The sequence below is a fragment of the Microbacterium sp. P2_F9 genome, assembly GCF_056403635.1.
Genome location: NZ_JBFUFC010000380.1, coordinates 1 through 1,611, shown reverse-complemented (window position 1 = coordinate 1,611; position 1,611 = coordinate 1). Strand labels below are relative to the sequence as shown.

At 64.0% G+C, this 1,611-nt stretch carries 2 protein-coding genes; one reads left to right on the top strand and one right to left on the bottom strand.

The genetic code is table 11. The features are described 5' to 3' along the window. Positions 1–103 precede the first annotated feature (103 nt). The gene (locus AC1DVT_RS20175) at positions 104–946 is read right to left on the bottom strand and encodes a TolB family protein (RefSeq protein ID WP_477391172.1); all 843 of its coding nucleotides are present in this window, start codon (positions 944–946) and stop codon (positions 104–106) included. 342 nt (positions 947–1,288) lie between these two features. Between AC1DVT_RS20175 and AC1DVT_RS20170 the strand changes: the two genes are divergently transcribed. Continuing rightward, entirely contained in the window at positions 1,289–1,594 is a 306-nt protein-coding gene (locus AC1DVT_RS20170; RefSeq protein ID WP_477391170.1) for a hypothetical protein, read from the top strand. Positions 1,595–1,611 lie beyond the last annotated feature (17 nt).

The following is a 1,611-nucleotide window of genomic DNA, read 5'->3' as shown; positions in this document are numbered from 1 at the left end:
GCACGAGGCGTACTCGTGGTAACCGAGCCGCCGAACTCTCACAGAATCGGACGCATTTCAGCCGCGATGGCGGGGGCCGGCTGTCAGCCGGCGTGGGGGACGGTTAGCCCCAGATCCCGTGATTCTCGTATTCGGGTGTATCGACTATGACGGTGGTGCCGGTGCCGTCGGCGTTCATGGTGCACAGGTCCTCGTTGTTGTTCGCGTCGCGGCGTGCGCAGCCGAAGAGGATCTTTGAGCCGTCGGGGGAGTAGTCCGGCTTGAACACGTGGAGGCGGTCGTCGGTGGGCAGCAGCTGGCGGGGCTCGCCCCCAGTCGAGGGCACCGTCCAGATCCCGTTGTCGGGGTTGTCGAGATCGCCCTGCGCCTCAATGTTGTAGGCGATCGTCTCGCCGTCCGGCGACCACCGCGGGTGTTCTGTGTAGTGGAGGAAGGGTGTGATCGCTCGCAGACCGGTGCCGTCTGCACTGATCACGTGGATCGCGCTCGTGAGTCCATCGTCGGTTTCATCGCGCGTGAAGACGATCATTGAGCCGTCCGGTGAGAAGACCGGTTCGAAGTCGGCGCCGTCCGCGCCAGCCAAGAGCTGCCGTCGGTTGCTTCCGTCGGCGTCCATGATCCACAACTCCTGTCGGAAGCTCGCGTCGCTCTCCGGAACGGGAGAGTGCGAGAACACGATGGTGCCGCCGTCGGGCGAGTAGGCGGGGTCGGCGTAGAAGCCTGCTCCCGTGGTGAGTTGAGCGAAGTCGGTCCCGTCGGGCTTGATGGTCGCGATCTGCTCGTTGCCGTCGTCATCGGCGAAGTCGAAGATGAGGTGTGTCCGGTCCGGGCTCCACTCCATGTACCAGCCGCGCTGGTCACCGACCGGGCGTGGGTCGCTGCCATCGGCGTTCGCGGTCCACATCAACGGGATGCCGTTGCGCTCTTCGTTCGCTCCCCACCGCACGAATGCGACGCGATTGGCGGTGTCAATGGGGCCAGTGGCCGACGAGGATGATGCGCGATTTTCGCTTGGCGCGGCTGCATCGCCCGCCGCATCGCATCCCACGAGGAGGGTCACCAAGAAGAGGGTGAGGATGGGCGCGGCAGCGCGCTGGGCGCGTGGTAAACAGCGCATTGGGGCCTCCGACACATCCGTGGGAATCGCCGAAGTCCAATCCCAGCCTCGACAGTCGAAATTATGCTCCTAACGAGGCTCTGCCCGCAGTGGGATCGGCCAACGCGCGGTAGCTAGTCAGGCGCGTTCAGGAAGATCGTCGAGAGTTGGCGCCCCTCGTAGCCTTCTACTATGCAACTCGACCTCGATCGGCTGGACTTACACATGGGCGACCACGTGCGTCCTCTCAACGTCGAGATTGAAGACCGCCTTGTGCTTTCCGATCTATTGAGCGGAACGTTGGTGCCCTACGTCCCGTCCATCCCTGAAGGCTGGACATTTCGCGCTCTAACGAACGACGGCGCAATCGACATCGCAACGAGCGGCGCGTCCAACCGGAGCCCGCGACTTCTTGTGGAGGACACCCCGATCGTGCTGCTCGCCAGAGGGGGCAGACTCCGCATAGGCGCGCGTCCAACAAGGCCAGACGTCGACTAGCCAGTGCACTGTAGATG